The sequence below is a fragment of the Niveispirillum sp. genome, assembly GCF_052437035.1.
In the GTDB taxonomy this organism is placed as follows: domain Bacteria; phylum Pseudomonadota; class Alphaproteobacteria; order Azospirillales; family Azospirillaceae; genus Niveispirillum.
Genome location: NZ_JBQVOH010000001.1, coordinates 837,934 through 860,397 on the forward strand (window position 1 = coordinate 837,934; position 22,464 = coordinate 860,397).

18 protein-coding genes are annotated in these 22,464 nt (G+C 66.0%); 9 read left to right on the plus strand and 9 right to left on the minus strand.

From position 1 onward, the window contains the following. Nucleotides 1–23: 23 nt before the first annotated feature. Entirely contained in the window at nucleotides 24–2,276 is a 2,253-nt protein-coding gene (locus ACT6Q8_RS04000) for a PAS domain-containing hybrid sensor histidine kinase/response regulator (protein WP_444734050.1), read from the minus strand. Further along, the gene (gene nosP, locus ACT6Q8_RS04005; RefSeq protein ID WP_444739342.1) at nucleotides 2,273–3,412 is read right to left on the minus strand and encodes a nitric oxide-sensing protein NosP; all 1,140 of its coding nucleotides are present in this window, start codon (nucleotides 3,410–3,412) and stop codon (nucleotides 2,273–2,275) included. Before nosP ends, ACT6Q8_RS04000 begins: the two co-directional genes overlap by 4 nt. A 198-nt stretch (nucleotides 3,413–3,610) precedes the next feature. Between nosP and ACT6Q8_RS04010 the strand changes: the two genes are divergently transcribed. Genes ACT6Q8_RS04010 through ACT6Q8_RS04020 form a run of 3 tightly spaced genes read left to right on the plus strand, consistent with a single transcriptional unit; the run spans nucleotide 3,611 to nucleotide 7,896 of the window. Beyond that, complete coding sequence (locus ACT6Q8_RS04010) at nucleotides 3,611–4,798, plus strand: ABC transporter substrate-binding protein (RefSeq protein ID WP_444734051.1); 1,188 nt, start codon at nucleotides 3,611–3,613, stop codon at nucleotides 4,796–4,798. After that, nucleotides 4,767–6,968 (plus strand): 4Fe-4S binding protein, encoded by a 2,202-nt coding sequence (locus ACT6Q8_RS04015; RefSeq protein ID WP_444734052.1) that lies wholly within the window; start codon nucleotides 4,767–4,769, stop codon nucleotides 6,966–6,968. Before ACT6Q8_RS04010 ends, ACT6Q8_RS04015 begins: the two co-directional genes overlap by 32 nt. Further along, a complete protein-coding gene (locus ACT6Q8_RS04020; protein WP_444734053.1) occupies nucleotides 6,958–7,896 on the plus strand; it encodes an FAD:protein FMN transferase in 939 nt (312 codons plus the stop codon). The genes ACT6Q8_RS04015 and ACT6Q8_RS04020 overlap by 11 nt, the downstream gene beginning before the upstream one ends. On the opposite strand, the gene ACT6Q8_RS04025 is transcribed toward ACT6Q8_RS04020, so the two are convergent. Together ACT6Q8_RS04025 and ACT6Q8_RS04030 are read right to left on the minus strand one after the other, a co-directional pair. Continuing rightward, nucleotides 7,893–8,513 (minus strand): response regulator transcription factor, encoded by a 621-nt coding sequence (locus ACT6Q8_RS04025; protein WP_444734054.1) that lies wholly within the window; start codon nucleotides 8,511–8,513, stop codon nucleotides 7,893–7,895. The genes ACT6Q8_RS04020 and ACT6Q8_RS04025 overlap by 4 nt on opposite strands. Further along, entirely contained in the window at nucleotides 8,506–9,774 is a 1,269-nt protein-coding gene (locus ACT6Q8_RS04030) for a sensor histidine kinase (RefSeq protein ID WP_444734055.1), read from the minus strand. Before ACT6Q8_RS04030 ends, ACT6Q8_RS04025 begins: the two co-directional genes overlap by 8 nt. A 194-nt stretch (nucleotides 9,775–9,968) precedes the next feature. Between ACT6Q8_RS04030 and ACT6Q8_RS04035 the strand changes: the two genes are divergently transcribed. Beyond that, complete coding sequence (locus ACT6Q8_RS04035; RefSeq protein WP_444734056.1) at nucleotides 9,969–12,236, plus strand: TonB-dependent receptor; 2,268 nt, start codon at nucleotides 9,969–9,971, stop codon at nucleotides 12,234–12,236. Nucleotides 12,237–12,261: 25 nt separating this feature from the next. Here the strand turns inward: ACT6Q8_RS04035 and ACT6Q8_RS04040 are convergent, their stop codons facing one another. The 3 genes from ACT6Q8_RS04040 to ACT6Q8_RS04050 form a co-directional block, all read right to left on the minus strand. Continuing rightward, nucleotides 12,262–13,470, minus strand: a complete 1,209-nt coding sequence (locus ACT6Q8_RS04040; RefSeq protein WP_444734057.1) for an NAD(P)/FAD-dependent oxidoreductase — start codon at nucleotides 13,468–13,470, stop codon at nucleotides 12,262–12,264. Between the two features lie 126 nt (nucleotides 13,471–13,596). Next, a complete protein-coding gene (locus ACT6Q8_RS04045) occupies nucleotides 13,597–14,139 on the minus strand; it encodes an RrF2 family transcriptional regulator (RefSeq protein ID WP_054167319.1) in 543 nt (180 codons plus the stop codon). Nucleotides 14,140–14,206: 67 nt separating this feature from the next. Further along, complete coding sequence (locus ACT6Q8_RS04050; RefSeq protein WP_444734058.1) at nucleotides 14,207–15,109, minus strand: LysR family transcriptional regulator; 903 nt, start codon at nucleotides 15,107–15,109, stop codon at nucleotides 14,207–14,209. Between the two features lie 105 nt (nucleotides 15,110–15,214). Here ACT6Q8_RS04050 and ACT6Q8_RS04055 point away from each other — a divergent pair, with 105 nt between their 5' ends. Further along, nucleotides 15,215–16,393, plus strand: a complete 1,179-nt coding sequence (locus ACT6Q8_RS04055) for an MFS transporter (RefSeq protein WP_444734059.1) — start codon at nucleotides 15,215–15,217, stop codon at nucleotides 16,391–16,393. Here the strand turns inward: ACT6Q8_RS04055 and ACT6Q8_RS04060 are convergent. Beyond that, nucleotides 16,390–17,238 carry a LysR family transcriptional regulator gene (locus ACT6Q8_RS04060; protein ID WP_444734060.1) on the minus strand — a complete coding sequence of 283 codons (849 nt, stop codon included), beginning with the start codon at nucleotides 17,236–17,238 and terminating at the stop codon, nucleotides 16,390–16,392. The two genes, ACT6Q8_RS04055 and ACT6Q8_RS04060, sit on opposite strands and share 4 nt — an antisense overlap. A gap of 106 nt (nucleotides 17,239–17,344) precedes the next feature. Here ACT6Q8_RS04060 and ACT6Q8_RS04065 point away from each other — a divergent pair, with 106 nt between their 5' ends. Further along, complete coding sequence (locus ACT6Q8_RS04065) at nucleotides 17,345–18,805, plus strand: amidohydrolase family protein (protein ID WP_444734061.1); 1,461 nt, start codon at nucleotides 17,345–17,347, stop codon at nucleotides 18,803–18,805. Here ACT6Q8_RS04065 and ACT6Q8_RS04070 read toward each other — a convergent pair. Then, entirely contained in the window at nucleotides 18,787–19,686 is a 900-nt protein-coding gene (locus ACT6Q8_RS04070; protein ID WP_444734062.1) for an SDR family oxidoreductase, read from the minus strand. The genes ACT6Q8_RS04065 and ACT6Q8_RS04070 overlap by 19 nt on opposite strands. Before the next feature lie 118 nt (nucleotides 19,687–19,804). On the opposite strand from ACT6Q8_RS04070, the gene ACT6Q8_RS04075 reads away from it, so the two are divergent. From ACT6Q8_RS04075 to ACT6Q8_RS04085, 3 genes are all read left to right on the plus strand, one after another. Next, nucleotides 19,805–20,731 carry an AraC family transcriptional regulator gene (locus ACT6Q8_RS04075; protein WP_444734063.1) on the plus strand — a complete coding sequence of 309 codons (927 nt, stop codon included), beginning with the start codon at nucleotides 19,805–19,807 and terminating at the stop codon, nucleotides 20,729–20,731. A 131-nt stretch (nucleotides 20,732–20,862) separates the two neighbouring features. Next, nucleotides 20,863–22,053: an MFS transporter gene (locus ACT6Q8_RS04080; protein WP_444734064.1), complete on the plus strand. Its 1,191-nt coding sequence runs from the start codon at nucleotides 20,863–20,865 to the stop codon at nucleotides 22,051–22,053. Nucleotides 22,054–22,137: 84 nt separating this feature from the next. Beyond that, the gene (locus tag ACT6Q8_RS04085) at nucleotides 22,138–22,455 is read left to right on the plus strand and encodes a DUF883 family protein (protein ID WP_444734065.1); all 318 of its coding nucleotides are present in this window, start codon (nucleotides 22,138–22,140) and stop codon (nucleotides 22,453–22,455) included. The last annotated feature ends 9 nt before the right edge of the window (nucleotides 22,456–22,464 follow it).

The window sequence follows — 22,464 nt, forward strand, 5'->3', positions numbered from 1 at the left end:
GGCCGGGGGCAATGCCTCCCGGCCTACCCGATCAGCTGTGTCACAAGGGCCCGCAATTGTGCGGGCTTTACGGGTTTGGTCAGCAGGGCATAGCCGTCGCGCTGCACCCGTTCATGGATATCCGCTGTGCGGTTGGCGGTGATGACCATGGCCGGGATGTCATGGCCGCGCGCCTGAATGATGCGGGCGATGGCATCGACGCCAACCGCACCGTTTTCCAGATGATAGTCGGCGATGATCACGTCGGGCCAGCCACCCAGAGCGGGCAGGGCATCCATGGCGCTCTCGGCGCAGGGCGCCACTTGCACCTGACAGCCCCAGCCGCGCAGCAGCGCGCCCATCCCATCTAGGATTGCCTGTTCATTGTCGATGACCAGGATACGCGCACCGGTCAGAGGGCTGGCGGGTGCTGTGCTGCGCATGGCGCTAGGCAGGGCGGGGCGCTTCTGGCTGCCCAGCGGTACGGTGACGGTGAAGGCCGATCCCTTGCCGATGCGGGAGCGCAGGCCGATGGGTGTGTTCAGCATGCGGCCCGCCCGCTGTACGATGGCAAGGCCCAAACCCATGCCCCGGTCGCGCCCGGCGGGGCGGTCAGCGCCTTCCAGGCGGCGGAATTCCTCGAACACTTCGTCCAGCTTGTCCGCCGGGATGCCGGGGCCGGTATCCAGCACCTCGATCCGCACCCCGTCCGCCACCCTTCGGCAGCCGACCAGGACACGGCCCGTGCGGGTGTAACGCAGGGCGTTGGAGACGAAGTTCTGCAGAATGCGGCGCAGCAGGCGCATGTCGGTATGGACGATGGCCTTGCATGGCAGGACGCGCAGGTCCAGCCCGCGTTCCTTGGCCACCGGCGCATATTCGGCCTGCATGGATGTCAGCAGCATGGCCAGCGGGAAATCATCCAACTGCGGCTGCACCACGCCGGCATCCAGCTTGGAAATGTCCAGCAGCGCTTCAAGCAGGTCTTCGACTGACAGCAGGGCCGCATCGGTTTTTTCCACCAGCATGCGGGTGCCGGCCTCGTGCTCCCCTTCGGTCAGGGCGGACACGAATAGGCGGGCGGCGTTCAGCGGCTGCAGAAGGTCGTGGCTGGCGGCGGCCAGGAACTTGGTCTTTGACAGGTTGGCCTGTTCGGCGGCGGTCTTCGCCTCCCGCAGCTTTTCCTCAATCTGCTGACGCTCGGTAATCTCCTGCTTCAGGGCGGCGGTGCGTTCGGCCACACGGCGTTCCAAGCCTTCGTTGGCCTCACGCAGATCCTCCGCCGCGCGGCGGCGTTCGGTCACGTCCTGGATCAGGGAGAAGAAGCCCAGCACCGCGCCATCTGACGCAAAATGCGGGACATAGGTTGCCTGGGAATAGCGTTTGCCGGACCGCGTATCGAATTCCAGATCGAATTGCGTCTCCTGTCCCGCCATGACGGTGCCGATATGCGGGCGGCGGCGGCGATATTCATCATCCCCCAGCAGTTCGCGCATGGTCGATCCCACGATCTCATGCCGGGGGCGGCGGAACATCTCACCATAGCGGCGGTTCACGAACCGGTAGGTTTCCTCCGCATCGACATAGGCGATCAGGGCCGGCATGGCGTCGGTGATCAGGCGGATACGTTCCTGCCCGTCGCGGGCGTCGCGTTCCTTCACATCGGTGATGTCGGTATAGATGCCGACAATGCCGCCATCGCGGGTGCGCCGTTCATTGATCTGGATCCAGCGCCCGTCGGCCAGGGTATGGACATGGGTGCCGTCGGCCCCCACATGCTGCGCCACCCGTTCGCGGACCCAGCGGTCAGGGCCTGCCGTTTCAGGCACCACCGACCCGCGCGACACCGCCATCTGCGCGATCTCGCCAAAGCTGATGCCCGGTCTGATCAGGTCGGCGATGGCGGGCCAGAGCGACAGATAGGTCTTGTTGCACAGGACCAGCCGGTCATCGGCATCGAACAGGGCAAAGCCCTCATTCACGCTTTCGATGGCCTCTGCCAGACGGGTCTGGGCGGTTTCCGCCGTTTCCTTGGCGCGGGCCAGTTCGCTGTTCGACGCTTCCAACTCGCGCAGGGTTTCTTCAAGCTGCTGGGTACGCTCCCGTACCCGGCTTTCCAGGACGATGGCCGTCTGAAACAGGGAGAAGGCGCTGCCATGATAATCCATGGACCGTTCGACCCGGTCCATCAGCGCCTTGTTGATGCGTTTGAGTTTCCAGTTCTCCCGCTCCAAGAGCGCGATGCGCTCCTGCTCGGGCGTGGGCAGGTCGTTGGCGGGATCGGGCAGGGCGCTCATCGCGCACCTATGGCCAGACCGGTGAAGGTCTGGTTCACATGCATGGCGTTAAATTGTTCGCCATAGGTGCAGAAGCCCACGACATTCTGGCTGGCCAGGACCTTGGACGCCGCCTGCTTCAGCTGCTTCTGCTCCAGTTCCAGCGACCGGAAGACGCAGTCGAAGCCCAGGATCAGGTCAGGCTTGCCGATCTCCACCGTCAGGCGATCGAACAGTTCCTGAAGGTTGCGCACGATATCCACACCAGTCGCCACCGTCAGGACAATGCCCTCATCGATGGCGCAGAAGAAGGTCAGGCTTTCATCCTCGTTCACCTTCTGGATGGAGCGGACATAATATTCCCCGCCCACCCGCACCACGACGGGGTAGGAGGCGAAGATCATGGGCGTCAGCGGCTCGCCCTCCAGCCCCACCATGCGGGCATATTCGCGGGCCGCCGGCTCCGCGTTGATTTCCGTGACGATGCGGCGGGTGGGGTCGGCCTGGGTGACCACCATCTTCTGGTCGGTATGGACGAAATGCTGGTTGCGGAACACCTTGAAGGGCCGCGTCGTGGTGAGGATCAGCAGCACGCCGGCATCGACATGGAATTCCCCGTCATGCAGGACATGTGTCGCCTCAAACCGCATGTCGTCGCCCGCTGACCCGCCGATCAGCGGCAGGCCACCCAGCGCGTCATGCAGGGCGCTGATGATCAGTTCCTCCTTCACGCACAGGCCGTCGACCAGGAATAGGGCGACATGGCGGGCGTCGGGGCCCATTTCGATGGCCGTATCCTCCGCCTCTGCCAGCAGGTCGCGCACCTTGGGCTTGGCGTCGCCCATCTCAAACCGGCTGACATGATCGAAGCGCGTGATGCTGGCCGCGAAATCACCCCTGGGGAAGGCGACTGCCGTGATGGAGCCATCCATATAGCCAAGCGGCGTCAACTCCCCCGAGGTGGTGCAGCCGATGGCCGGCACGCCCGGAAAGCGGGCGCGCAGCGAGGCTGCCACGGCGGACAGGTCGTAGTGGGAGGAGCAGAACAGCACGATCAGCGCCGGATCGGCGGCTGTCAGGCTGTTGTGAAGCTCGTCGATGGCCGCCGCCGGGTCCGCCAGATGTGTGCAGGCCCGCACCAGCGACCGGGTTGGCATTGGCGGCATCACGCCCCTGGACCTCGGTTCACGAAACCCCGGCGATGGGCCAGGGCAGAGATTCCGCGATGGTACGGCGGGCGAAGGGTCTTTGCCAAGCGGCGGCACCCGGCCTAGAGCTTAGACGATAGTGCAATGTCATTCGCGCGCGGGGGCGGGCTTATGCTGGCGGAAGGTTCCGACGCGGGGAGAAGACCGATGCTGCGCGCCCTGTCATTGGCCCTGGCCCTGTGCTGTGCGGCCCCCGTTCTGGCCGCCGATGCGCCGAAGCCGGTGGCGGCAACCGCGCCGATGACCCGGCTTGCCATCGGCTTCATCGGCACCGACGATCCCCCCGCGACGCCCCTGTCCTTTCTGGACCCAGTCATCCGCGACGGGGCGCTGATGGGGGTGAGACTGGGTATTCAGGATGGCAATGTCACGGGCCGGTTCCTGAAGAAGGAATTCACCTTGGCGGAGGGGCGGGAGGGGGATGTAGATGCCTTGCTGGGCCAGGGCGTGCGCTTCATCATCGCCGACCTGCCCAGCGATGCCTTGCTGCGCGTGGCGGACAAGGCGGCGGCCAACGGGGCGGTCGTGATCAATGCGCGGGCGCGCGATGATGGCCTGCGCAACGCGCAATGCCGCGCCAACCTGCTGCACACCATCCCCAGCCGGCGGATGCTGGCCGATGCGCTGGGTCAGTATCTGGTCACCCGGCGCTGGACCAGCTGGTTTCTGGTCACCGGGGCGGGTCCGGGGGACAAGCCCTTTGCCGATGCCATGCGCCGCACCGCCAAACGGCTGGGGGCGAAGATCGTTGAGGAGAAGGATTGGACCTTCGATGTGGGTCATGCCCGCACCGATGACGGCTTCAGCAATGAGCGTGACGTGGTGTCCACCTTCACACGCGGGGCCGATCATGACGTGCTTATCGTGGCGGATGAGGAGGGGGCGTTCGGCGACTTCCTGTCCTACCGCACGGCCCGCCCGCGGCCCGTGGCCGGCACCGCCGAACTGACGCCCACCGCCTGGTCGCGGGTGTTTGAACAATGGGGCGGCACGCAGCTGCAGAACCGGTTTCAGGCCCTGGCGGGACGGGTGATGACCGAACGCGATTATGCCGCCTGGACGGCAGTGCGCGCCGTGACGGAGGCGGCGGGCAAGGTCAAGGGCGGGGATGCGGCGGCGGTGGTGGTGGCCCTGAAAGACCCCGGTTTCACCCTGGCGGCGTTCAAGGGACAGGCGCTGAGCTTCCGTCCCTGGGATGGGCAGTTGCGTCAGCCGATCCTGATCACCTCTCCGCGCCTGCTTGTCTCCGTCTCCCCTCAGGAAGGCTATCTCCACCAGCGCACGCCGCTGGACAGTCTGGGTGATGATGAGGGGGAAAGCCTGTGCCGGCGGTGACCATCCCTGTCTGAAACCAAAGTCCAATTCCCGCCCCATCGCCAGCGCCATAGCCTTTTCCCCCAAGAGGGTGGGGGAAGCGATGCTGCTGCGCGGGGTCCTGTTGCTGATGCTGCTGATGGTCGCCGGGCCGGTGCGGGCCGGGTTGAGCGAGGCAGAAATGACGCGGCTGCTGCCCGAAGGCTACAGCCTGGGGGAGAAGGATCGGGAGGTGCCGGCCTGGCCGCTGATCAAGGCGGGGATGGTGGCGGGGTATATTTTCGAAACGGGGAACCTGACGCCCATTCCGGGATTTTCCGGCACGCCCATGAACCTGTCGGTCGCCATGGATGATACGGGCCGGCTGCTGGATGTGCGGATCGTGTCGCAGCATGAACCGGTCTTTGTGGATGGGCTGGGTCCACAGCCCTTCGCCGATTTCCTGACCCAGTATCGCGGCCTGACCATTCGGCAGAATATCAAGATCGGCAGCCAGTATGGCGCGTCCGACCGGGCGGGCAGCACTTCCGTCACGCTGGACGGGGTGGCAAAGGCCACGGCCAGCCTGCGCATCGCCAACCTGACCATCATGAGTGCTGCGACCAAGGTGGCGCAGGCCAAGATGGCCGCCATCGCGCCCAAGCCAAAATCCCTGCCGCGCGCCGATATGGACAAGGTCATGGATTGGCCGGCCCTGGTGGAACAGGGCCTCGTCCGCCATCTTCGCCTCAGCAATGCGCAGGTGGAGGTGGCGTACAAGGGCTCCATCTTCGCGGGCCTGGATATTGAGGGGACAGGAGACCCGGACGGCACCTTCATCGACCTGTGGGTCGCCTATCTGAACAGTCCCGGTATTGGCCGTTCCCTGCTGGGTGACGCGCAACATGCCCATCTGATGGCGCGGTTGCAGCCGGGGGAGGAGGCGCTGCTGGTGATGTCCAGCGGGCGCTATTCCTATACCGGTCCGGATTTCGTGCCGGCTACGGTGCCGGACCGGCTGTCGGTTCGCCAAGCGGGCTTTCCCGTCAATATCCGCGACATGGTGCATGATTACGCCCTGCCCGCCGGGGTGCCGGTGGCGGAAGAGGTGCGGCTGTTCCGCATCGACGGTTCCGCTGCCTTCGACCCCGCCAGCCCCTGGACCCTGTCGCTGCGTGTCATCCGGGAAAAGGGCGTGATCCGGCCTGAAATGGGAATACAGGATTTCCCCCTGGATTACGCGCTGCCGCCGACGCTGTTCACGCGGCCCGTGGTGGAAGAACCAACGCCGGAATGGCTGCTGGCCTGGGGCAGTCGGCTGCCGGAACTGTCGGTGCTGAGCCTGATGCTGCTGGGTCTGACAGCGGGGTTGATCGCGCAGACGCGCCTGTCGCGGCGGGAGCGGCTGTTCTATTGGACGCGGATGGGGTTCCTGGCGGTGACGCTGGGCTTTGTCGGCATCTATGCGCAGGGGCAGCTATCCATCGTGACAGTGCAGGGGCTGGTGAAGGGGGCGGCGCGGGGGATGGATTTCGGCTTCCTGCTCTATGATCCCATTTCCCTGCTGCTTTGGGCCTATGTCGCGGTGGCGTCGATCATCTGGGGGCGGGGGACATTCTGTGGCTGGCTGTGCCCGTTCGGGGCCTTGCAGGAATTCGCCGACACGCTGGGCCGGGCCTTGGCGTTGCGGCAGGTGCGGGTGCCGGCATGGCTGGATGGGCGGCTGGTGCTGCTGAAATATGGGGTGCTGGTGGTGCTGCTGGCCACGGCCCTGATCGCGCCGACAGAGGCAGAGACGGCGGCGGAGGTGGAACCGTTCAAGACGGCCATCACCCTGACCTTCCTGCGCGACCTGCCCTTCGTGCTTTATGCCGGGTTTTGGCTGCTGCTGGGGACGGTGATATTCAAGCCGTTCTGCCGCTATGTCTGCCCGCTGGGCGCGTTCCTGGCGCTGGCGGGGCGGTTGCGGGTGTTGGACTGGATCCCCCGGCGGGCGGCATGCGGCAGCCCGTGCCAGCTTTGCACCGCGCGCTGCCGGTACAAGGCCATCGGCCGTGATGGCTCCATCCGTTATGGCGAATGTTTCCAGTGTCTGGATTGCGTCGGCATCTATGCCGATGAAGGGCGCTGCGTGCCGCTGGTGGTCGCGGCCAAACATGGGGCCGGGGCGGCGGCGCGCATCGGGATGAAGGGGAATGGTCATGCCGCCTGAAACCCGGATCAGCCGCCGTCGCGTGCTGCGCCTGTCGGCGGTGGCGCTGGCCGGGGCGGGTGTCGCCCTGTGGCCCCGAAAGCCGCCACCCGTCACCTGGACCGGGCAGGCCATGGGCGGACCCGCCAGCCTAACCCTGCATGGGGCGGCGGAAGAGACGGCGCGACGGCTGGTGTCGCGGGTCGTGGCGCTGGTGGATGCGATGGAGGGGCTGTTCAGCCTGTACCGGCCCGACAGCCTGCTGTCGCGCCTGAACCGGGAGGGGGAGGTGGGTGACCCACCCGCCGCCTTCACCCATCTGTTGGGTCAGGCGCTGACGGTCGCGGCGGCCACGGGTGGGGTGTTCGATCCGACGGTGCAGCCGCTATGGGAGCTATACCGGGGCGGGGTGCCGGATGCGGCTGGGCTGCAAGCTGCCTTAGGCACGGTCGGATGGCAACGGGTCATGGTGGCGCGCGACCGGGTGCGGTTGCAGCCTGGAACGCAACTGACCCTGAACGGCATTGCCCAGGGCTACATCACCGACCGGGTGACCGACCTGCTGCTGTCCCATGGGGTGGGGCATATGCTGGTCGATATGGGGGAACCGCGCGGTATTGGCCTGCGCGATGATGGACAGGAATGGCGGCTGGGCATCGCGGACCCGGACGCGGTGGACCGTGTCCTTTCCACGGTGCCCGTATCGGGCCGGGCCATCGCCACATCTGCCCCGCGCGGTACCTTGATCGATGCGGCTGGGCGGATCGGACATATCCTGGACCCAGTCACAGGACTTCCGGCGACGGCGTGGCGGCAGGTCAGTGTGGCGGCGGCGACGGCGACCATGGCCGACGCACTGTCCACCGCCATCGCGGCAGCAGCACCGGCGCGCGCGGCATCCCTGATCGGGGATAGCGGGGCGTCTGTGGTGCTGGGGGTTGTGGCCTAACCCCCCGCCCGTCGCTGCACCGCCACCCTGACCAGATCCGCAGTGCGTCGGACACCGAAGCGATTGCGCAGGCGGACCAGGCTGTTGGCCACGGTTTTGTAGCTGATACCCAGGCGGCGACCAACATCATCCAGGTCCGTGGTGTCGGCCAGAATATCCAGGATTTCGGCCTCCCTCTCCGTAAGGTCACCCTCCCGGTTGGGCAGGGCCAAGGCACGGGCGATGTCGGCCGACAGCCAGCGGTCACCGCGCAGGGCCGCCTCCGCCGCCTGTACCAGCGCGTCGGGCGCGTCCGATTTGGTGACATAGGCGGCGGCCCCCATTTCCAGACAGCGGCCAGCGATGCCCGGTGTTTCATGCATGGAAAACACCACCACCCGCCGCCCGGCACCCGTCAGTTCCCGGACAAGGTCCAGCCCGCTGGGGCTGCCGGGCAGGTTCAGGTCGGCCACCACCAGATCGGGATCGTGCCGGGCCACCTGTTCGCGGGCGGCCATGCCATCGGCAGCTTCCACCACGCGGAAGCGGGACAAGGGCGGTTCCAGCAATTGCCGGCAGCCGCCGCGCACGATGGCATGGTCATCAACGACCAGGATCAGGGGAGCGGCATCAGCCATGATGTTCCTGTGTCCGGGGGGAGGAAAGCGGGACGGGCAACGTGGCCTGCACCAGGGTCAGGCCGGCATCGTCGGTCAGGATCGTGAAATCCCCGCCCAGGGCACGCACCCGTTCACGCATACCGATGATGCCATGGCCGGGCGGCGCGTCATCGCCCAGGCCACCGCCATTGTCGGTGACGCGCAGGATCACGCCCTGATCATCGCCCTCGATTGAAAGCGAGACATGGGTGGGTCTGCCATGGCGCAGGGCGTTCAGCAGCGCTTCATGGGCGATGCGGTACAGGGTCAGGTCGGCAGCTTCGGAACGGGTGAAGGCATCGTCATCCAGGCTGGCGGTGAAGCGGATGTCCGCATGCTGCCGCGCCAAGCCATCCATCAGGTCGCGCAGGATGTCGGCGGCATGCAGATGGTCCAGCCCCATGGGGCGCAGCCGGTTCAGGATGCGGCGCGACAGGTCGCGGATACCGGCGGCGGCATTGGCAATTGCATCGGCCCGCGCGGTGGCGTCGCCGGCGGGAACCGGCCCCGTGCCGGCGGCCCGTGCGATGGCATGGGCATCGACCCGGATGCCGAACAGCATGGGTCCCAGCTCATCGTGCAGGTCCCTGGCTAGTTGGGCACGTTCCTGATCCTGCAGAGCGATCAGGCTGTGCGACAGAGCCGCGTTTTCCGCGCGTGCTACCGTCAGTTCCCGGTCCAGATGGGCAATACGCTGTCCGATGGCGGTCAGTTCCGGAATACCATCCCCGGTTGGCATGTCGGCGGCCTGCCCCTGTGCCAGCCGGTCCAGCGCCTGTGCAAACCCGTGCAGCGGGGCCAGCGCACGTCCGACCAGAACATGAAGGGCGGCCAGCAGCAGGGCCAGCATCACCAAAGCCGTCCAGGCCAGCGCCACCGTATCGGACCAGACCTCTGCCACCTCATCCACGGGATCGGCGCGCAGCAACCATTGGCCGCCGGGTGCGGGCAGCAGGATGTCGGGGGCACCATCCCAGATCAGGGCCACGAACCAGCCGGGCACGCCGGGATGAGAGGGGCTGGGGGGCGGGATGGCGGTGCCGTCGGCCACGAACAGGTGGGTGACATGGCGGGCATGGCCGGTGATCACGGCGGGTTGCGTGCGGGCCTGATTGAGCGCCGCCTCGGTCTCTGCGCGCACGGCGACGCGCGCCCGACCAATGGTCACCGCCAATCCGGCCAGGGCCGACAGGGCCGCCGCAAGCATCACCAGCAGAATGATCCGCCACCGCAGGGACAAGCCGTCATTCCCTTCAGAACAGGCTGAAAATCCCAGGCTAATCCCGCCGCACCCCCATCCGCCACTGACCAAAAGTATCAGGATAATTGTCCCGCCTGGTCAGGGATATCTGACTGCCCCGATGGTCCAATTGCCGCCACCCCCGGGCCTACGTCCCAATAACGGCAACAAAGACATGTTCCGGGGACGAAATAATGCGCCGCACCCATACGCTGTGCCTGCTGACCACCGCCTTGCTGACGCAGGCTGCCCTGGCCGAACCCGTGGCACGGACGGAGGAGGTGATTGTGATCGGAACCGCCGGCGGGCGCGAAGGCGTGCCGCTGAACCGGTTGCCGGCCAGCGGACGCAGCCTGGACGGTGCGGAGATGAACCGGCCCGGTGCGGTCACTACGACGGAGGAGCTGCAGCGCCGGCTGGGCGCGGTGGCCGCCATCGACAGTCTGGGCAATCCCTGGCAGCAGGGCGTGGCCCTGCGCGGCTTCACGGCGGCCCCGGCCCTGGGCGAGCCGCAGGGCATCGTCGTCTATCAGGACGGGATGCGCGTGAATGAGGCGTTTGGTGATGTGGTGCAGTGGGACCTGCTGCCGGTCTTCGCCATCGGACAGGCGCAGGTGGTGGCGGGGTCCAACCCGGCTTTCGGCCCCAACAGCCTGGGCGGGGCCGTGATCCTGTCCATGAAGGATGGGTTCGTTTACCAGGGACTGGGCGGGGATATCAGTGCCGGATCGGATGGTTTCCTGTCCGTCACGGCGGAGGCCGGGGGCAGCGCCGGCGATGTCGGCTATTATCTGGGCCTATCGCAGGGGCGGGATGATGGCTGGCGCGATTTTTCGCCCAACCGCTTATCGCGTGCCTATGGCGATATTCTGTACCGGCCTGAGGCGGCGACGGAATTCGGCGTCTCCCTGACGGCGGCCACGTCGGAACTGACGGGCAATGGGGCGGCACCGGGCGATCTTCTGTCGGAGAACCGACGCGGGGTATTCACCCATCCCGATGCTACCGACAGCGACCTTCTGGCGCTGGCCTTCCGTGGGAAGACGGAGGCCGGTGATGGCTGGACCCTGCGCGCCGCCGGTTACTGGCGTCACCTGAAACGGCGCACGGCGAATGGCGACCAGGGAGAGTTTGAGGAATGCGGCGCCGGTATCTGTTTTGAGGAAGGCGACGATCTGGAACCCGTGATCGGGGCCAATGGCAGCCCCGTTACGGGCCTGGATGAAGAACCGGATGCCGTGTTCAACCGCACCCGGACCCGCACCGACGGCCAGGGGATAAGCCTGCAGGCGCGACAGGCAGGCGCGCTGCGCGGTATGGGCAATATCCTGATCCTGGGGGCCAGTCTGGATCATGCCCGCACCCGTTATGGCAGCGGGACGGAACTGGGCGAACTGGATGCGACGCGCGGGGTGGAAAGCCTGGGCATCGCCATTGGCAATGAGGAATTCAATGTCGGGCTGAAGACCCGGTCCTGGATCGCGGGGGCCAGTGTTTCCGACACGCTTTCCCTGACGCCCGACCTGCATCTGACGGGGGCGCTGCGCCTGACCCATGCCGATCTGCGTCTGCGCGACCAGTTGGGCGATGATCTGGATGGGGATCACACCTACACGGCGCTGAACCCCGGTGTCGGGCTTGCCTGGAATGCCGGGGCCGGCACCACGCTTTACGCGGCGGTGAATGAGAGCAACCGTATCCCGACGCCGGCGGAACTATCCTGCGCCGACCCGGAAAAGCCCTGCCGCTTCCCCAATGCTTTCCTGGCCGATCCGCCGCTGGACGATGTGCGGTCGCGGACATGGGAGGTGGGCGCGCGGGGACACCTGTCGGACGGTGCCGTCGCATGGTCGCTGTCAGCCTTTCGCACCGGCAACCGCGACGACATCATCTTCATTTCTGCGGGGCCGATTGTGGGCACCGGCTATTTCGACAATGTCGGGCGCACGTGGCGGCAGGGGGTGGAGGCCGGGCTTTCCGGGGAGGCGGGTGCCGTCAGCTGGTTTGCGGATTACGCCCTGGTCAGGGCCAGTTTCCGCACGCCCCTGTCCATTCAGGCACCTGACAATCCGAAGGCGAACGAGGAAGGGGTGATTGCGGTCGAACGCGGCGACCGTATCCCCGGCATCCCGCTGCACAGCCTGAAGATCGGGGCGGATGTGGCGCTGACGGATGGGCTGACCGTGGGGACGGAGATGCAATACTCATCCAGCCGCTATCTGCGCGGGGATGAGGCGAACCTGACCGACCCGATCGGCGGCTTTGCCCTGTTCAACCTGTCGGCCCGCTATCAGGTTCTGGACGGTGTGACGCTGCATGCGCGCGTCGACAATCTCTTCGACCGCCGCTATGCGACCTTCGGCATCTATGGGGAGGCGGATGAAATGGGGTTCGAGGACGCGCGTTTCCTGTCGCCCGGTGCCACCCGCCGCTTTGTGGGTGGTCTGGCGGCGCGGTTTTAATGCCCACGCCGACAGCGTGTTTGGTTTACGGGACAATCACATAGTCGGGGTTCGCCACCGCAAAGACGGCGTCGCGGTCGGGGGCGGGTGGGTAGATCCAGATCTGGTTGATCTCCTGCTTGATCTTCTTGCCTTCCTCACGCGTGAAGCGCACCTGCCGGTCCCAGCCCTCGGTATAAAGGGCACCCCAGGGGCCCAGGTCCAGGCAGGTCACATATTTCGGCTGGCTGTAAGGGTGGGTGGGAAGGCCCACCAGTTCAGCCGCCGCATTATGGCCTGCGACACGGCCCAGGCTCAGCCCATGCTGACAGGTCATGGGGGCGACATTGCCGATATCATCGGTGGCGGCGCGCACCGTATCACCGGTAACGAGAATGCCATCGGCGGCAGGTGCGCGCAGGAAGGCATCACCCACCACGCGGCCCAGATTGTCATGGTCGCCCGGCACCTGTGTCGCCAGCGGATGGGCGCGCATGCCGGCGGTCCAGATCACCGTCTGGGTCGGGATACGTTCGCCGTTCGACAGGGTGACACTTTCGGCATCAATGGCGGCAACGCGCAGGCCGGCGCGCGGCTCCACCCCGGTTTCGGCCAGGGCGTCGCGGATGACGGGCAGGGGGCCCGTGCCGAATTCCGACCCGATCTCCCGCGCTGTATCCACGATGATGGTGCGGATAGGGGCCGTATCACCCAGGATGGCGCGCAGGCGCGTGGGGATCTCGGTGGCGGTTTCCAGACCCGTGAAGCCACCGCCGGCCACGATAACAGTGTTGCGGCCCAGGCTTTCGGGACGATCCGCCAGCGATTTCAGATGCGCATCCAGCACCTGCGCACTGTCCAGCGTATCGACATTGAAGCCATGTTCCTTCAACCCCGGAATGGGGGGCGTGAACAGTCGACTGCCGGTGGCCAGCACGAACCGGTCATAGGATAGGGTCTGCGGCGCGCCATCACGGGGCAGGAAGGTCACCTGCTTGCGGTTGGCGTCGATATTATCCACGATCCCGGCCAGATGCGTGACGCCGACGGCGGTCAGCAGGGCGGAGATGTCGGGTGCCATATTGTCCAGCACCGCCTCATACAGGCGGGGGCGGATGATCAGGTTGGGTGAGGGGGAGATCATGGTGATCGCCACCTCCTCCCCCTTTCCGGCCAGATGGACGGCGCGGGCAGCGGACAGGGCGGCCCAGAGGCCGGCAAAGCCGGAACCGGCAATAATGATCTGCTTGGTCATGGTCTTATCCTCTTGTCGATGGGCATGGGGGGCCGTTCCCGCCGGGTGGTGGGTTGGGGAAAGGCGGACAAAGGGGTAGCGTCGGCGGGCGATTGCCCACCGTCAGTTTCTCAAATGGAAATCAAATCAGTCCTGATCGTCGCGGGAGGGACGGCCGCCGCGCGCGGTGCGCCCCTGCATACGGTCCCCTATCCAGGCCTGTATATCGGTGAAGAATTCCTGTGGCGCCTTCGACCCGAAACGCTGCGCCACACTGCCCAGGGTCTGCGATGCCAGACTGTCGCGCATGGCCTTTTCCGCCTGCATCATGGCGGCATGCACCGCGCAGATACCGGAGGTGGCCCAGCCCGGCGGGTTATTACCGAAGACCGCGCAGCGGCCCCGGATTTCCTGGCAGTCGAACAGGGGCTTGTCCCCTTCGATCGCGTCCACGATCGCCAGGAACGTGATCTCGTCCGCGGGACGGGCCAAGCGGTAGCCGCCCCTGACCCCCTCGCTCGCCCTTACGATCCCGGCCTTTTCCAGTTTCTGGAAAATCTTGGCCAGGAAGCTGGGCGAAATACCCTGAAGCTCGGCGAGGTCACGGCTGGACAGGGCCGCATCCTCATTCCCGATCAGCCAGAGCAGGCCGTGTATCCCATATTCAACGCTTGCGGTGATGTGTGCCATAACGCGGACTGTATCGATCCGCGTTTGGTGCGTCAAGCGTTAAAACGCGGATAAAAGTAGTCCGCGTTTATTTTTCTGGCGTTACCTTCATTCCGTCGGCAGTCAGGGCGGCGCGCAGTTCCGTGATGAACACCCGTACCTTCTGTGGCAGAAGCCTTGTGGTGGGATAGACGGCCCAGATATTGATGGGTTCCGGCGACGCATCGGCCAGATCGACGCGGACCAGCCGGCCATTGGCCAGATCCTCCGCCACGTTCCATTCCGACAGAAGGGTGATGCCGCCCCCGGCACGGGCGGCGGCGCGGCAGCCCTGGACATTGCTGGCGGTAAAGCGGCTGTTCAGGCGCACATGTTTTTCGGCGCCATCGGCGATGAAGGTCCAATGGCTGGTCCCGAACAGGGACAGACAGGAATGTCCGGCCAGATCGGCGGTGGTGGCGGGGTGGCCGTGGCGGGCCAGATAATCCGGGCTGGCCACCAGCAGGCGGGGATTGTCGGCCAGCTTGCGCGCGATCAACCCGCTGTCACGCAGGCGGGCGATGCGGATGGCAAGGTCGGTACCGCTGGCGATCAGGTCGGGCATCGTGTCGGACAGGTCCAGCGCGATACGCAGTTCGGGATGCCGGCCCAGCAGGCGCGGCACCAGCGGCGCCACATAGCGGGTACCAAAGGCGACGGTGGTGGAAATCCGCAGCAGTCCCGTGGCCGCCGCCTTGTCCGACCGCAGCCGGGCCAGCGCCTCTGCCTCGCTGTCCAGCAAGGCCTGGGCATAGGGCAGGAAGGTTTCCCCCTCCGGCGTCAGCGATAAGGCCCGCGTACTGCGATGCAGAAGCCGTACGCCCAGATGCGCCTCCAGGCTGGCCAGCCGGCGTGTTGCCGCCATGGGCGTGATACCCAGGCGTCGTGCCGCCCCTGCCAGACTGCCGGCGCTGACCACATGGGTGAAGACCAGGGCGTCTTGCGTATCCATTGTAACGGTCTCCGTGATACTGGCCTAACGATCTCTCAGACTAAAACGAAATTCGTGGCTGGCATAGATGATGTGCATCGCAGCAATCGGGAAGAGGACCCGGAGATGCAATCGTCCAGCGTTCATCAGCAGACCGTCGCCGCCCCCATGGGCAAGGACGCCCTGTTCGGCATGGCAACGGCGGCGGGGCTTGCCGTCGCCAACATCTATTACAACCAGCCCATGCTGGGCCTGATCAGCGCGGAGTTCCAGCGACAGGGCGGGGCAGGACCGGTTTCCACGGCCACACAGCTTGGCTATGCGCTGGGCCTGTTCTTTCTGGTGCCGCTGGGCGACATGTTGCCCCGGCGCTGGCTGATCATTGGACAGTTCATGGCGCTGTCGCTGGCCCTGTCGCTGACGGCGGTGGCGCCATCGCCGCTGATGCTGTCGCTGTCCTCCCTGCTGGTCGGGGCGATGGCGACGGTGGCGCAGCAGATCGTGCCGCTGGCCGCCAGCCTGTCCAGCCCGGAACGGCGCGGGGCGACGGTGGGGACCGTGATGGCGGGGTTGCTGTCGGGTATCCTGTTCAGCCGGACCCTGGCCGGTTTCGTCGCGGCCCATGCCGGATGGCGGGAGATGTTCTGGCTGGGTGTGCCGCTGGCCCTGTTCGGTGCGGTGCTGATGGTGCTGGTCCTGCCGGAGGAGGTGGAGACGCGCATGGAGCCGCGTCCCCGGTACGCCGCGATCATGCGCTCGCTGATCGATCTGTGGCGGCGGGAACATGTGTTGCGCATGGCCACGCTGGTGCAGGCCAGTCTGTTTGCCTCCTTTACGGTGTTCTGGACGGTTCTGGCCTTCCGGTTGGAGGCTTTCGGGCTGGGCGCGGAGGCGGCGGGCCTGTTTGGGGTGGTCGGTGCGGTCGGTATCCTGGCGGCACCCGTGGCCGGGCGTCTGGCCGACCGGCATGGGGCCCATCCGGCCATCTGGCTGGGGGCCGCTGCGACCCTGATTGCATGGATGCTGTTCGGGATGTGGGCCGGTCTGGCGGCCCTGGTGGTCGGCGTCATCGTCCTGGATTTCGGCATCCAGGGGGCGCTGGTGTCGCATCAGCAGCAGATTTTCGCCCTCGACCCCGCCGCGCGCAGCCGGATCAACACCCTGTTCATGACGGGCATGTTCCTGGGTGGTGCATTGGGATCGGCCACAGCCGTTCGCGTCTGGGCTGACTTTGGCTGGGAAGGGACCTGTCTGCTGGGCGGTGGCTTCGCCCTGTTGGGCCTGCTGCTGAAGCGGCGGGGTTAGGGACCGGCGGCCCGTTCGGCCAGGACCGCCGCCATCATCGCGGTGAGGTCGGCAATGGGACCGTTGCCTTCCCAGGCATAGAGGGAGACGGCCATTGCGGGAGCGGCACCCAGCCCATGGTGGGGCCGTACTGAACGCCCCGCCATGGCGGCCACCGGCAGCAGCGACAGGCCCATGCCGGTGGCGACCGCCACGGCCACGCTGTCCAGCGAACTGCCGGTAAAGGCGATGTACCAGCGGCGGCCCATCCCTTCGATCCGGTCGAACATGGCATCCCGGTAAAGCGCACCAGGCGGAAAGGCGACCAGCGGGATGGGGTCCGGCCAACCGTCACCGGCATCCGCCGCCTGGAACCAAGCCATGGGTTCGGGGAAGCTGGCGCGCTGGTCGGCCTGTGCCGCCGGTTCCTTCACGATGGCGATGTCGAAATCGCCGGCCCGGTATCGCCGGGCAATGTCGCGCGACAGGCCCGTGGTGACGTCCAGGCGCATTTCGCGGTGGCCGGCGGAAAAGCGGGCGAAGACCGACATCATGGGCACCGTGGCAATATCCTCCGGCAACCCGATGCGCAGCACCGATGTGCCCACCGGATCGGACAGCATCGCCGCCGCATCCCGCTGTAACGACAGGATGCGCCGGGCGGGACCCAGCAGCCGTTCCCCCGCCGGGGTGGGGCGCACGGGTCGGGCCGCGCGGTCGATCAGACCCTGACCCACCGCTTGTTCCAGCCGGCCCAATTGCTGACTGATCGTTGATTGCGTCATGTGCAGGCGGTCGGCGGCGACTGTGAAGCTGCCCGTATCAGCGATGGTGACGAAGGCGCGCAGCAGGCGGGGATCGAACATGGTCGCATTATTCAGGATATGGATGATCTTTATCCATATATCCAATTGGCGCATGATCTGCCATGCGGGTTAGGGTAAGGCACCTGAGTGCCGGAGTTGCCATCCCATGAAAAAGCTGTTCGCCGCCCTTCTGACCATTTTGGTCCTGGCCCCGTCTGTGCCGGCCACGGGAAAGGGTAAGGCCGATCTGGTGATTCGCCACGCCACCATCGTGGATGTGGAAAAGGAACGGCTGATCCCCGATCAGGCGGTGGTGACGGCGGGCGACAGGATCCTGGCTGTGGGGCCGGATGCGGAGATTGCCGGCGAATGGAATGCGGCGCGCAGCCTGGATGCCGGCAACCGCTATCTGATCCCCGGCCTGTGGGACATGCATGTTCATTTCGGCGGCGGGCCGGACCTGATCGCGGAGAACCAGGCGCTGCTGCCGCTCTATGTCGCCCATGGCATCACGACGGTGCGCGACTGTTCGGGCGATCTTCCCTATGACGTGCTGTCCTGGCGACAACAGATTGCCGACGGCAAGCTGTTCGGCCCGACCTTGTTGTCATCAGGCCCGAAGATCGAGGGGATCAAGCCCGTCTGGAAAGGGACGCTGGAAACCGGCAGCGAGGCGGAGGTCGATCAGGCCATCGCCAAGCTGAAGGACCTGAAGGTCGATTTTGTCAAGATCACCGACAGCACGTTGAAGCCCGAACTGTTCCTTTATGCTGTGAAGCAGGCGCGGGCCGCCGGCCTCAACACGTCGGGCCATATCCCCATGGCCCTGACCCTGGGGCAGGCGGTGGACGCGGGGCTGAGTTCCGTCGAGCATCTGGATTACGCGCTGAATGCGGGGGTGAAGGACGAAGCCGCCATCGCCGCCGATTATGCCGCCGGCCGCATCGACCGGGCAGAGGCGTCACGCCGTCTTGATCAGGGCTATGATCCGGCCTTTGCCGTGCAAGGGTTCCGGCATCTGGCGGAAAAGGGTGTGTTCGTGACGCCCACCCTGAACGGGTCGCGCATCATCGCCTATCTGGACCGGGAGGATCACGCCAAGGATGAGTATCTGGCCTATATCGGCCCCGGCCTGCGCAAGACCTATGAATGGCGGGTGCAGCGGGCGGCCAAGGCCACGCCGGAACAGGTGCAGGCCCGCCATGAACAGTTTGAGGTGACGGCAGCCGTTCTGCCGCTGCTGCAGAAGGCCGGCGTCACCATCATCGGCGGCACCGATGCCGGGTTCCTGAATTCCTTCAACTATCCCGGCATCGGCCTGCATGATGAGCTGTCGCTCTATGTCCGCTATGGCCTGACCCCGGCGCAGGCACTGGCCAGTGTCACGCGGGCCGGTCCCGCCTGGTTCGGCAAGCTGGACCGGTACGGGTCGGTCACGGTGGGCAAGGTGGCGGACCTTGTCCTGCTGAACGGCAACCCAATGGAAGATATCGCCGCCACCCGTGCCATCCATGCCGTCGTGCTGCGCGGGCAGGTGCAGGACCGAGGCGCCCTGGACAACATGATGTCGGACACACGGGCCAAGGTGGCAGCGTGGGACAAGCAGGCTCAAGCCGGCGGGAAGTAGGCGTCGCTGTCCATATCCGTCAGCAGGCCGGCTTCCACCGGGTTCCAGCCCAGTTCGGCGCGCGTATAATCGGCACTGGCCGGCACATCCATGGCGGTAAAGCCCCCGATCCAGCCGAAATGCGCGGCAGCAGCAGCCCCGTCGGTTGATACCTGCGGCAGGTTCAGACGGCGGGCGATGATGGCGGTGATATCGCGGAACGGCACGCCGCCATCCGCCACCCCGTGCCAGCGAGCCCCGGCCCGCGCCTTTTCCACCGCCAGCCGGTACAGCCGTGCGGCATCCAGCCGATGCACCGCGGGCCAGCGATTGCCGCCGTCCCCGACATGGGCAGCCACGCCCTTCTGCCGGGCGAGATTGATCAGCATGGGCACGAACCCATGGTCGCCGGCACCGTGCACGCTGGGTGGCAGGCGGATGATGCCGGCATTTACGCCCTTATCCAGCAAAGCCACCGCCGCCTGTTCCGATGCAGCGCGGGGATGAGCGTGCGAACCCGTGGCGGGGGCCATATCTTCCGTCAGCAATCGTCCGGCTGCCAGGATGCCGATGCCCGATGTGACCAGCAGGGGGCGGTCGCTGCCCGACAAGGCTGTACCCAGGGCAGCGATGACCCGCCGGTCCATCTCGCAATTGTCGTGGTAGGTGGAGAAATCATGGTTGAAGGCGGTGTGGATGACGGCATCAGCCCCCTCCGCCCCCTTGCGCAGGCTGTCCAGGTCGTTCAGATCACCCCGATGGGCGCTGGCCCCCAGATGGGCAAGTTTTTCGACCGCCGCATCGCTGCGCACCAGTCCGGTGACCCGGTGCCCGGCGCTGATCAGTTCGGTGACAATGGCGTTGCCGATGAAGCCGGTGGCACCGGTGACGAAGATATGCATGGAACATTCCTATCAGAAAGGGCCGTATCCGAACGGCCATTGCCCTATGATGGCGCTGCTGGTGCGGACGATCCATGCTATGAAATCCGTGATTTCTTCTTGATCGTCCGGAAATGCCATGGACCCGCTGTCCGACATCCTGTCCCTGCTGAAACCCCGCAACCTTTTGTCCGCCGGCTTCGCGGCGGGTGGCGACTGGGCGGTGCAGTTCCCGGATCAGCAGGACAATATCAAGACAGGGGCCGTGGTGCGGGGACGCTGCCTGCTGTGGGTGGAGGGGGAGGCGCGGCCGTTGCCCCTGGAACCCGGCGATTGTTTCCTGCTGCCGGCAGGCAGGCCCTTCCGCATGGCCAGCGGACCCGATGTGACGCCACTGCCGGCGCAGGAATTGTTTGCCGCCGCGCGCCGGGGCGGGGTGGCGCAGATGGGGGCGGGCGATGATTTCCTCTGCGTCAGCAGCCGTTTCGCGCTTGATGGGAGGCATGCGGGGCTGCTGCTGTCGCTGCTGCCACCGCTGGTGCATTTGCGCGATGCCGGTGACCGGTCGGGCCTGCGCTGGGCCATGGAACGGATGATGCTGGAACTGCGGGAGGATCGGCCGGGGGCCTTTCTGGTGCTGCGGCATCTGGCGCATATGATGCTGGTTCAGGCCCTGCGCCTGCATCTGGACAATGGCCCGCATGGCGGTCGGGCGGGATGGCTGTTCGCCCTGTCCGACCGGCAAATCGGCGCGGCCATCGCCGCTATCCATGCCGAACCGGCCCATCCCTGGACCCTGCAGGAACTGGCGCGGCATGTCGGCATGTCGCGATCCAGCTTCGCAGAGCGGTTCAAGCAGATGGTGGGCGATGCCCCCCTGGAATATGTCACGCGCTGGCGCATGCTGCTGGCTGGTGACCGTTTGCTGTCGGGGCGGGAAAGCGTGTCCGCCATCGCCCTGTCGGTCGGGTACCAGTCGGAAAGCGCCTTCAGCACGGCCTTCAAACGGGTGCTGGGCTGCCCGCCGCGCGATTATGCCCGGCGATATGGCGACGCAAGCCAATAATTCCGTCAGCCATGCAATTTATGCTGCGCTGCGGTCGCATGGGGCAACGTTGTCACCTATGCCCTTGGATGATCACATAAGGGCCGATTGTGCGGCGCAATGCGCCGATCCGCAGCCCGGAAGAGAGACCCATGTCCGCCGCCCCTGTCCGTCCCGGTCTTGTGCTGTTCGCACTCGCCATGGGTGGGTTTGCCATTGGCACCACCGAATTCGCGGTGATGAGCCTTCTGCCCTTCTTCGCCCCCGATCTGGGGATTGATGAGCCGACGGCGGGCCATGTCATCAGCGCCTATGCGCTGGGCGTGGTGGTGGGGGCGCCGGTGATTGCCGTACTGGCGGCGAAGCTGTCGCGGCGGACCCTGCTGATTGCCTTGATGGTGGTGTTCGCGCTGGCCAATACCGCATCGGCCCTGGCCCCGACCTATGAGGCGATGCTGGCTTTCCGGTTTCTATCGGGTCTGCCCCATGGGGCCTATTTCGGGGTCGCGGCCCTGGTCGCCTCAGGGCTTGTGCCCGTCAACCGGCGGGCGCAGGCGGTGGCGCGTGTCATGCTGGGCCTGACCATCGCCACCATCATCGGCGTGCCGCTGGCCAATGGGATCGGACAGATGGTGGGCTGGCGCTGGGGCTTTGCTCTGGTTGGCGCGCTGGGCGTTACCACGGTCACGCTTTTGACCCTGTACGCGCCGAAGGACCGGCCCCTGCCGGGGGCCAGCCCCTTGCGGGAACTGAGCGCGCTGGGCCAGCGTCAGGTCTGGCTGACGCTGGGCATCGGGGCCATCGGGTTCGGCGGCATGTTCTGCGTCTATACCTACCTTGCCTCCACCATGATGGAGGTGACGGGGGTGGCGCCGGCCATGGTGCCCTTGGCCCTGGCCGTCTTCGGTGTTGGTTTGACGGTGGGCAATCTGGCTGGTGCCTGGGCCGCCGACCGCGCCCTGATGCCGTCGGTGGGCGGCATTCTGCTGTGGAGCGCGGGTTCGCTGGCCCTGTTCACCTTCGCCGTCCATGATCTGTGGTCGGTGATGGTTACGATCTTCATGATCGGCTGCGGCGGTGGTCTGGGCACGGGTTTGCAGACCCGCCTCATGGATGTGGCGCGCGATGCCCAGACGCTGGCCGCCGCCCTGAACCACAGCGCCTTCAACTTCGCCAATGCGCTGGGCCCTTGGCTGGGTGGACTGGCTATCGCCGGCGGTTATGGCTGGGCCTCCACCGGGTGGGTGGGTTCGGCGCTGGCGCTGGGCGGGTTTGCCGTCTGGGTGCTGGCCGTTCTGGATGACCGGCAGCGGCAACCCGTCGAACAGGGCGCCTGTGGCTGATCCTTTTTCTACAGCAGGTTGGAACCTTTGCCGCGCTGCGGTGTTGGCAAGGGGTGTAACAATCTGATTGAGAAGGAGGATCATATGGCTTCCGTGAAGGATACTGCCGATAACGTGACCACGGATATTGAGACGCAACTCAAGCAGCTTCGTGACGATCTGGCGGCACTGGCCTCCACCGTGGCGGCGGCCGGGTCCGACAAAGCCGACGGCTACAAGGCGCGGGTGGGGGAAATGGCATCCAACGTCAAGGATGCTTCCGTCACCGCCATTCATAACCTGCGGGAAGAACTGAAGGGCCTGGAAGGCAAGATGGAGGCGCGTGTCCGCGACCGTCCGGTGCAGTCATTGGGCATCGCCGTGGCCGCCGGCTTTGCGCTGGCCCTGCTCTGCCGCCGTTAAGCAGCGCGC

Excerpts from the sequence above, each read along its gene's own strand:
- ACT6Q8_RS04000 (WP_444734050.1), bottom strand. The coding sequence starts at position 2,276 with ATGAGCGCCCTGCCCGATCCCGCCAACGACCTGCCCACGCCCGAGCAG.
- nosP (WP_444739342.1), bottom strand. The coding sequence starts at position 3,412 with ATGCCAACCCGGTCGCTGGTGCGGGCCTGCACACATCTGGCGGACCCG.
- ACT6Q8_RS04010 (WP_444734051.1), top strand. The coding sequence starts at position 3,611 with ATGCTGCGCGCCCTGTCATTGGCCCTGGCCCTGTGCTGTGCGGCCCCC.
- ACT6Q8_RS04015 (WP_444734052.1), top strand. The coding sequence starts at position 4,767 with ATGATGAGGGGGAAAGCCTGTGCCGGCGGTGACCATCCCTGTCTGAAA.
- ACT6Q8_RS04020 (WP_444734053.1), top strand. The coding sequence starts at position 6,958 with ATGCCGCCTGAAACCCGGATCAGCCGCCGTCGCGTGCTGCGCCTGTCG.
- ACT6Q8_RS04025 (WP_444734054.1), bottom strand. The coding sequence starts at position 8,513 with ATGGCTGATGCCGCTCCCCTGATCCTGGTCGTTGATGACCATGCCATC.
- ACT6Q8_RS04035 (WP_444734056.1), top strand. The coding sequence starts at position 9,969 with ATGCGCCGCACCCATACGCTGTGCCTGCTGACCACCGCCTTGCTGACG.
- ACT6Q8_RS04040 (WP_444734057.1), bottom strand. The coding sequence starts at position 13,470 with ATGACCAAGCAGATCATTATTGCCGGTTCCGGCTTTGCCGGCCTCTGG.
- ACT6Q8_RS04045 (WP_054167319.1), bottom strand. The coding sequence starts at position 14,139 with ATGGCACACATCACCGCAAGCGTTGAATATGGGATACACGGCCTGCTC.
- ACT6Q8_RS04050 (WP_444734058.1), bottom strand. The coding sequence starts at position 15,109 with ATGGATACGCAAGACGCCCTGGTCTTCACCCATGTGGTCAGCGCCGGC.
- ACT6Q8_RS04055 (WP_444734059.1), top strand. The coding sequence starts at position 15,215 with ATGCAATCGTCCAGCGTTCATCAGCAGACCGTCGCCGCCCCCATGGGC.
- ACT6Q8_RS04060 (WP_444734060.1), bottom strand. The coding sequence starts at position 17,238 with ATGTTCGATCCCCGCCTGCTGCGCGCCTTCGTCACCATCGCTGATACG.
- ACT6Q8_RS04065 (WP_444734061.1), top strand. The coding sequence starts at position 17,345 with ATGAAAAAGCTGTTCGCCGCCCTTCTGACCATTTTGGTCCTGGCCCCG.
- ACT6Q8_RS04070 (WP_444734062.1), bottom strand. The coding sequence starts at position 19,686 with ATGCATATCTTCGTCACCGGTGCCACCGGCTTCATCGGCAACGCCATT.
- ACT6Q8_RS04075 (WP_444734063.1), top strand. The coding sequence starts at position 19,805 with ATGGACCCGCTGTCCGACATCCTGTCCCTGCTGAAACCCCGCAACCTT.
- ACT6Q8_RS04080 (WP_444734064.1), top strand. The coding sequence starts at position 20,863 with ATGTCCGCCGCCCCTGTCCGTCCCGGTCTTGTGCTGTTCGCACTCGCC.
- ACT6Q8_RS04085 (WP_444734065.1), top strand. The coding sequence starts at position 22,138 with ATGGCTTCCGTGAAGGATACTGCCGATAACGTGACCACGGATATTGAG.